The sequence below is a fragment of the Streptococcus orisratti DSM 15617 genome (genome assembly GCF_000380105.1).
Taxonomy (GTDB): domain Bacteria; phylum Bacillota; class Bacilli; order Lactobacillales; family Streptococcaceae; genus Streptococcus; species Streptococcus orisratti.
Map to the genome: position 1 here is coordinate 22,168 of NZ_KB904475.1, position 6,000 is coordinate 28,167.

At 36.4% G+C, this 6,000-nt stretch carries 5 protein-coding genes and 1 pseudogene; 3 read left to right on the forward strand and 3 right to left on the reverse strand.

Annotation, left to right across the window (positions count from 1 at the left end; genetic code table 11):
* The first annotated feature begins 668 nt into the window (after window positions 1-668).
* On the forward strand, window positions 669-992 hold the full coding sequence (locus A3I7_RS0107135) for a hypothetical protein (protein WP_169333810.1): 324 nt from the start codon (window positions 669-671) through the stop codon (window positions 990-992).
* A gap of 1 nt (window position 993) precedes the next feature.
* Window positions 994-1,269 carry a hypothetical protein gene (locus A3I7_RS0107140; protein WP_018376104.1) on the forward strand — a complete coding sequence of 92 codons (276 nt, stop codon included), beginning with the start codon at window positions 994-996 and terminating at the stop codon, window positions 1,267-1,269.
* 329 nt (window positions 1,270-1,598) lie between these two features.
* Here A3I7_RS0107140 and A3I7_RS0107145 read toward each other — a convergent pair whose 3' ends face one another.
* The gene (locus tag A3I7_RS0107145; protein ID WP_018376105.1) at window positions 1,599-4,370 is read right to left on the reverse strand and encodes an Eco57I restriction-modification methylase domain-containing protein; all 2,772 of its coding nucleotides are present in this window, start codon (window positions 4,368-4,370) and stop codon (window positions 1,599-1,601) included.
* Between the two features lie 156 nt (window positions 4,371-4,526).
* Between A3I7_RS0107145 and A3I7_RS0107150 the strand changes: the two are divergent.
* Window positions 4,527-4,775 (forward strand): annotated as a pseudogene (locus tag A3I7_RS0107150) (site-specific integrase); the annotation flags it as partial.
* A gap of 86 nt (window positions 4,776-4,861) precedes the next feature.
* Here the strand turns inward: A3I7_RS0107150 and rpsI are convergent.
* The gene (rpsI, locus tag A3I7_RS0107155) at window positions 4,862-5,254 is read right to left on the reverse strand and encodes a 30S ribosomal protein S9 (RefSeq protein ID WP_018376107.1); all 393 of its coding nucleotides are present in this window, start codon (window positions 5,252-5,254) and stop codon (window positions 4,862-4,864) included.
* A 21-nt stretch (window positions 5,255-5,275) separates the two neighbouring features.
* Window positions 5,276-5,722 (reverse strand): 50S ribosomal protein L13, encoded by a 447-nt coding sequence (rplM, locus tag A3I7_RS0107160; protein ID WP_018376108.1) that lies wholly within the window; start codon window positions 5,720-5,722, stop codon window positions 5,276-5,278.
* Window positions 5,723-6,000 lie beyond the last annotated feature (278 nt).

Sequence of the window (6,000 nt, forward strand, 5' to 3'; positions counted from 1 at the left end):
AAAAAGAGGTCAATGACATTTATGTCCTGTTCCTGAAGGTCTTAGAACTACCCATGTCAAACGCTTGTTTTGAGGTGGTGGGACTTCCGTTTTCTTGATCCAAATTGAGCAAGAGCTGGCGACCATCGACGACAAACAGAGAGAGAGCTCAATGCGTTAGCTTGCCATCTCGGAATAAGCCTGCGATGGAGAAGGGGCAAGCGTACGAACGACGAGCAGGAGGAGAGGGGAGCATGCTGAAGCGAGATTGGAAAGCAAGAGGGCGGATAGTTCCCACCCTGAAAAACCAGTTTACAGGGTAAGTCTTGACCTTCAGGGGCAGAAATAAAGAAAAAAGCCCTTTGAAAAAAAGGCGTGGTTTTTTTTGATTAGAAAATATGCTATAATAGCTTTATTGAAATTCTTGAAAACAAAAGCACAAAAAAAGACAGCTTCGGTTACTTTGGCGAGTTCGGAAACTGTCGGCGTTTTTGAAATAACTTGTTATCAAGTTCATAGAACATTATACCGTAAAAAGTGCTGAAAAGCAAACTTATAAACGCGATAGAATGGGCTTTGAGCCTGAAATATATAACATGATTATTATAAAAACACTGACAGCAAGTCTTTTTAAGGGCTTGCTGTTTTCTGATTTCAATGAAAAAAATTTATTGAAAGGGCGTGTTTTTATGAAAATATACGCAGATTTAAGAAGAACATTGTCTAGCTTTGACTTTCGTTTCAAGCAACTGACACCTACATTTGATTTTCAAGATAGAGAAAAAATCGTTGGTACAACGATTGAAGCTCTAGATGAAAATGGTGAGCTTCTAAAAGTAAAACTGAAGCAAATGCCTTCGGATTTTGAGAGTATTGCAGATTTGAAAGTCTTTGATAAAATCAAATTTCTTGGTCTAGATGCTACTGTTTACGCTCGCACTTCAAAAGGTTCTGACTATGCTGAACCTCGCTTGTCGTTTACTGCTGAAGACGTTAAGAAAGCAGGTGTCTGATATGTCTAGAGATTATTTGAAGTTAGATAAAGATGTTGCTTATGCTCTGGATATTGTTGATTCTCAAAATTCTCAACTTGCTATTTATATTGTGCCTTTCAGCTCTTTAGCTGAAAGAGGTCAAAAGTATGTTTTAGCAAATCATTCTCGAGTGTTCGGACGGTTGAAGAGTGAGAAATGCTATCCAGCATTCAAAGACGAAAATGGCTCTTTCTTGCATATCAATCTTTATAAAAAATGGAAGTCTGAAGCAGATAATGAGCCATTCAAGCCGTAAGGCTTTTAGCGAAGCGTAGCGGGTGAATTGCCTTAATAAAAAGGCAAGAGGGCGAAAGCCCTCCCTTGGCTATGCTATGCGAGAGGTAGCACAAAAACAAAGATTAGAACAGGACATAAATGTCCTTGACAAGCCCAGCCTCGCCCAGCGTAGCGGACGGGCGAACTCCTATTAGTGAATAATGGGTTAAGTCTCTAAAAGTCAAAAAAATCTATTTTCAAGTGAGAGGGGAGGGGCGAAGCCACTCCAAGACCCCGAAGGGGTCCTTTGACTTGATAATAGAAACTAACATCAGGCGAAAACAATGGAAAGGAGGAAAAATGAAGGAACTAATCAAAGATATAGAGCGTAAAATCTATGCCCGTGAGAACTTTAGTTCTTACGATACAAAGATTATTGCTAGTGGCGATACAATAGAAGTCTATAAAATGACTACGAAACAACGCAAAGGATACAAAAGCGCCAACGCTGGAGCGAAAAAACGGTCGTATTATTTCAGCAGATTTTGGGTCTTGTTTAATCAATTCATCTCGTTTCGTTTTATTAATAATAAACGCTTCGTTATATCCAGTCAAAATCCCTCGATTGATACGAATGTCCCATTCTTTTAGTGGTGTTCCTACTGATTCAATTTTTTGTTTTATTGATTGCTCAATCGGTGATAATATTAGCCAGCTTTCATCTTTTTTATACGAGATTTGTAATCCATGTTGCTCAATATAATCGCTCATATTTTCTAAACGTACTCTAGGATCATTAGAACGCTGCATCAAATCTATGGCTTTCAATTCATTTTGATTTTTTGCTTTTTCAACTGCTAAGATACTTGTATCAACCGTTGCACCAAACATTCCAGAACCTAGATTAACCAAAAGATATGGATTGGTGTTGTTCAAAAGATAGTTTCTCAAAGATTGCCCATAACCTGACCTCAAAAATTTATTTGAGGTAATGTATCCTAACAAACCACCTTCTTTAAGTAATTTTATTCCACGCTCATAGAACAGAGCATAGACATCTCCTGTTGCCTCATAGGATTCAAATTCTCCTAATTTTTGATAAATATATTTTTCTGAATCAGAAAAAATTTCCTTTTTTTGAAGTTGTATATATGGCGGATTTCCAACTATAATATCGAAACCTCCTTGATATTCCCCTTCTTTATCAAAGAAAATCTCAGGAAGATTAAATTCCAAGACCTCTATGTTTCTATCAAGGATTGTTCTTTCTAAAATTTCTTTATCAAATTTCTTCGACTGGAGATATTCGACTGAGAAGTTAGCAAACACCTGTTGTAATTCAGCTCTCTTCTCCAAAAAACTATTCCCTTTCTTAGCTCTCCATTTTTTCTTCTCTTCGTAAAGTTCTTTGATATTGTTTTGATAAATCTTGAAGTATTTATTTTTTAAGGATTCGGGTACCAAAGATACTAAGGCATTTTGATGAATTAATGTTTTTCCAATCAATTCCGGAAGTTTAGATTGGGTGTCTCCCAAAGATTCCAGCGTTAAAGCAAAACTTGAAACAATCAAAGCTTTTAAATCTAAATCTATGCCATAAATCATATGATTGACAGCATATTTTTGGAAGTCTACAGCTGATTTATACTCTTTAATCTGGTACAGTAGCTTACTTATTTCGCTAACCTGTTCAAGTTCTGAGTACCAATTTCCTAACTTTCGAACCATTCCAGCCAGAAATGTTCCACCACCACTAGAAATATCCGCTATTTTAAGTTTTAAAACCTCTTTCAGTATAGCTACTCTACTACTATCTGTTTTCGCATCATGTATTAAAGCTTTCTTTATCTCAGACAGTTTTTTTCCTAGTGTTTGTTCAATGATATAATCCGTTATCTGTGCATTAGTATAAAACGAACCTTGTGCTCGTTGTTGGCTATTGTCTTTACTGTACTCCCATTGTCCTTTAATATTTTTTTCGAGCTTCATTTGAAGCGTTTGTTCATACTGCTCTCCAATTGTTCCTGGTGTAACATCTTCTAAATCAAAATCAAGTTCTGTCGAGCTTGTCATACTCCAAATCAAAGCATATTCCGATTCACTTAAAGTACTCTCGATTTTTGTAGCAGCTCTGGCAATATCAGAGACATAAAGATCCCCACCATACACATTTTCCATATAATTTATTTGCGTTTGATGAATTTCAGCAACTTCTTGAGTACTGATTTCATATGGAGTAACATCAAATAAAGAAAGCTCTTCCTTTTTAGAAGTTACTATCATTTTTTTCTGTTCACTATCAAAACGAACCTTAGATTCCAACAACTTATCAATAGACATTGTTGTTCCTAGACCAATTTTAGAAACTGATTTTTTTGCAACTTCATTTTCATAGCCAAATCTCCCCTCTAAGATTCGGACTAAAATATACCGCAGTACAAGAGTATCCAGAACAGCTGAAATGACATCTCCGTAATAATTTGACTCTGTATCAATGGAGACTGAATCTTTAAAGAAAATAGATTTTAAAATTTTATGGCATTCAACACTCTCTTGAATTCTTTTCCAAAAATTTAATCTGATAATTCTTGTTTTATTAATAAATTGTTCATCATCAGCAATCGCAAAACGAAAAAGTTCCGTTTTAAATTTTGCATCTAATTCATAATCACCAAACAAGTCATCCTCTATATACTGTTCGAAAACGGAAGATATTCTTAAAGATTCAAATTTCGTTAAGTATTTTGAATTGCTTCTAGATAGCTTATCTGGCGTTAGAATTAAGCGTTTTCTAAAATCTGCAGAATCAAATATTATTAATATCTTCTCTCCAACTACCAAAATAAAATCAACTTCTGAACTTGTTTGGCCTCTTTCTTGCATTGCTAAAGATGCTTTTTCATAGAATGCTCTATACTGATTAGCCCGCGTTTTAACCGACAAACCAGTTTGAATGGAAATATACCCGAATATTCCATCATAATCATTCGGTCGTAATAACTCAAAAATAGTATCGTTTGAAAATAAGTCCCTAACACTCTCAACCTTTTCAACATCAAATCCTAAAAACGATGATACCTTGTAAACACTAGCAACATTCGGCTGTAAATCTTTTAATAAACTGATTGCCTCGCTACTCATGACATACTCCTTGAAAATATTTATCTGTTTATTATTATACCATTTTCCAATAAATGCTAACTAAATTTCATTAGGATTTTTCCCAAAAAATATTACTAATATCAAAGGACATTATTCAATCTTGACTTGTCCAATGCTTATTTTTCGCAATGCTTCCTAAGTACCAAGTACCTAAATAATCATATGGAATCAATCAAAGTCTATCATAGGAAGCTAAAATACACTACACCTCAAAAATTACGCCATACTGGAGCAACACTAGCTAAACAAGCAGGAACATTACTCGAAGCTATTTCAGAAGCATTAACTCAGAGTGACACTATTACAACGAAGACTTATGTCAATACTTCAAATGTCATACCAATGGCTGTTGGTGAAATTGCTTACCGTAACCTTAAAAAGTAATGGTGTGAATTTTGCCAAAAAACCATCAAAAAACACCCCATGGTGTGAACCATGAAGTGTTGTAAATGCTGTATTGTAGCTGGTTCTTAACGTTTTGAGAACTGGCTAGCTTTACGAGCTTTTTTGAGCCCTGGCTTCTTACGTTCAACCATACGTGCGTCACGTGTAAGAAGACCAGCGCGTTTCAATGAATCACGGAAATCTGGGTCAACTTGAAGAAGTGCACGCGCGATACCGTGACGGATCGCACCTGATTGACCTGCATATCCACCACCAACAACGTTAACGAAAACATCATACGAACCTTGAGTTGAAGTAACTGCAAAAGGTTGGTTGATGACCAATCGAAGGTCAGCGTGTGGGATGTACTCTTCTACATCTTTTTTATTTACAGTGATTTTACCAGTACCTGGAACCAAACGAACGCGTGCAACAGCGTTCTTACGACGACCAGTACCTGTGTATTGTGCTTGTGCCATTTATTTCTTGCTCCTTTCCTCTTAGATAAGTCCTGAGATATCAAGTACTTCTGGTTGTTGCGCAGCATGAGTATGCTCACTACCTACGAAGACTTTCAATTTCATACCTTGTGCACGTCCAAGAGTATTGTGTGGAAGCATGCCCTTAACTGATTTTTCAATCAAGCGAACAGCGTTTTTAGAACGCAATTCACCAGCAGTGACTGATTTTAAACCACCTGGGTAAAGTGAGTGAGTGTAGTAAACTTTATCAGTCGCTTTTTTACCAGTCAATTTAACTTTTTCAGCATTGATAACAATCACGAAATCACCAGTATCAGTGTGTGGTGTGAAAGTTGGCTTGTTTTTTCCGCGAAGTACGCTAGCAACTACTGCAGAAAGACGTCCAAGTGGTACATCTGTTGCGTCAACGACATACCATTTACGTTCAACTTGGCCTGGTTTAGCCATAAATGTTGTTTTGTTCATGAGTTCTCCTATATATAGTTCGTTTTTGTTTACGGGTGGCGGGTGTTCCGTTCCGCCAAAAAGTATTTGGAAGGTTCCGGGGCCTTTCAAATGGGGTAAACAATACCGTTTATCATAATACCAAAAAAACACGTACAAGGCAAGTTATTTGAACAGATTTTTGATTAATTTTTTCAGCCCCTAAATTCTCAAAGTAAATTCTAGTCTAACACCAAAACTGGAAATTAGACTGAGACAAAAAAATAAGGTAGAACTTACTATGGGACAAGTTGGTAACT

Excerpts from the sequence above, each read along its gene's own strand:
- A3I7_RS0107135 (WP_169333810.1), top strand. The coding sequence starts at position 669 with ATGAAAATATACGCAGATTTAAGAAGAACATTGTCTAGCTTTGACTTT.
- A3I7_RS0107140 (WP_018376104.1), top strand. The coding sequence starts at position 994 with ATGTCTAGAGATTATTTGAAGTTAGATAAAGATGTTGCTTATGCTCTG.
- A3I7_RS0107145 (WP_018376105.1), bottom strand. The coding sequence starts at position 4,370 with ATGAGTAGCGAGGCAATCAGTTTATTAAAAGATTTACAGCCGAATGTT.
- rpsI (WP_018376107.1), bottom strand. The coding sequence starts at position 5,254 with ATGGCACAAGCACAATACACAGGTACTGGTCGTCGTAAGAACGCTGTT.
- rplM (WP_018376108.1), bottom strand. The coding sequence starts at position 5,722 with ATGAACAAAACAACATTTATGGCTAAACCAGGCCAAGTTGAACGTAAA.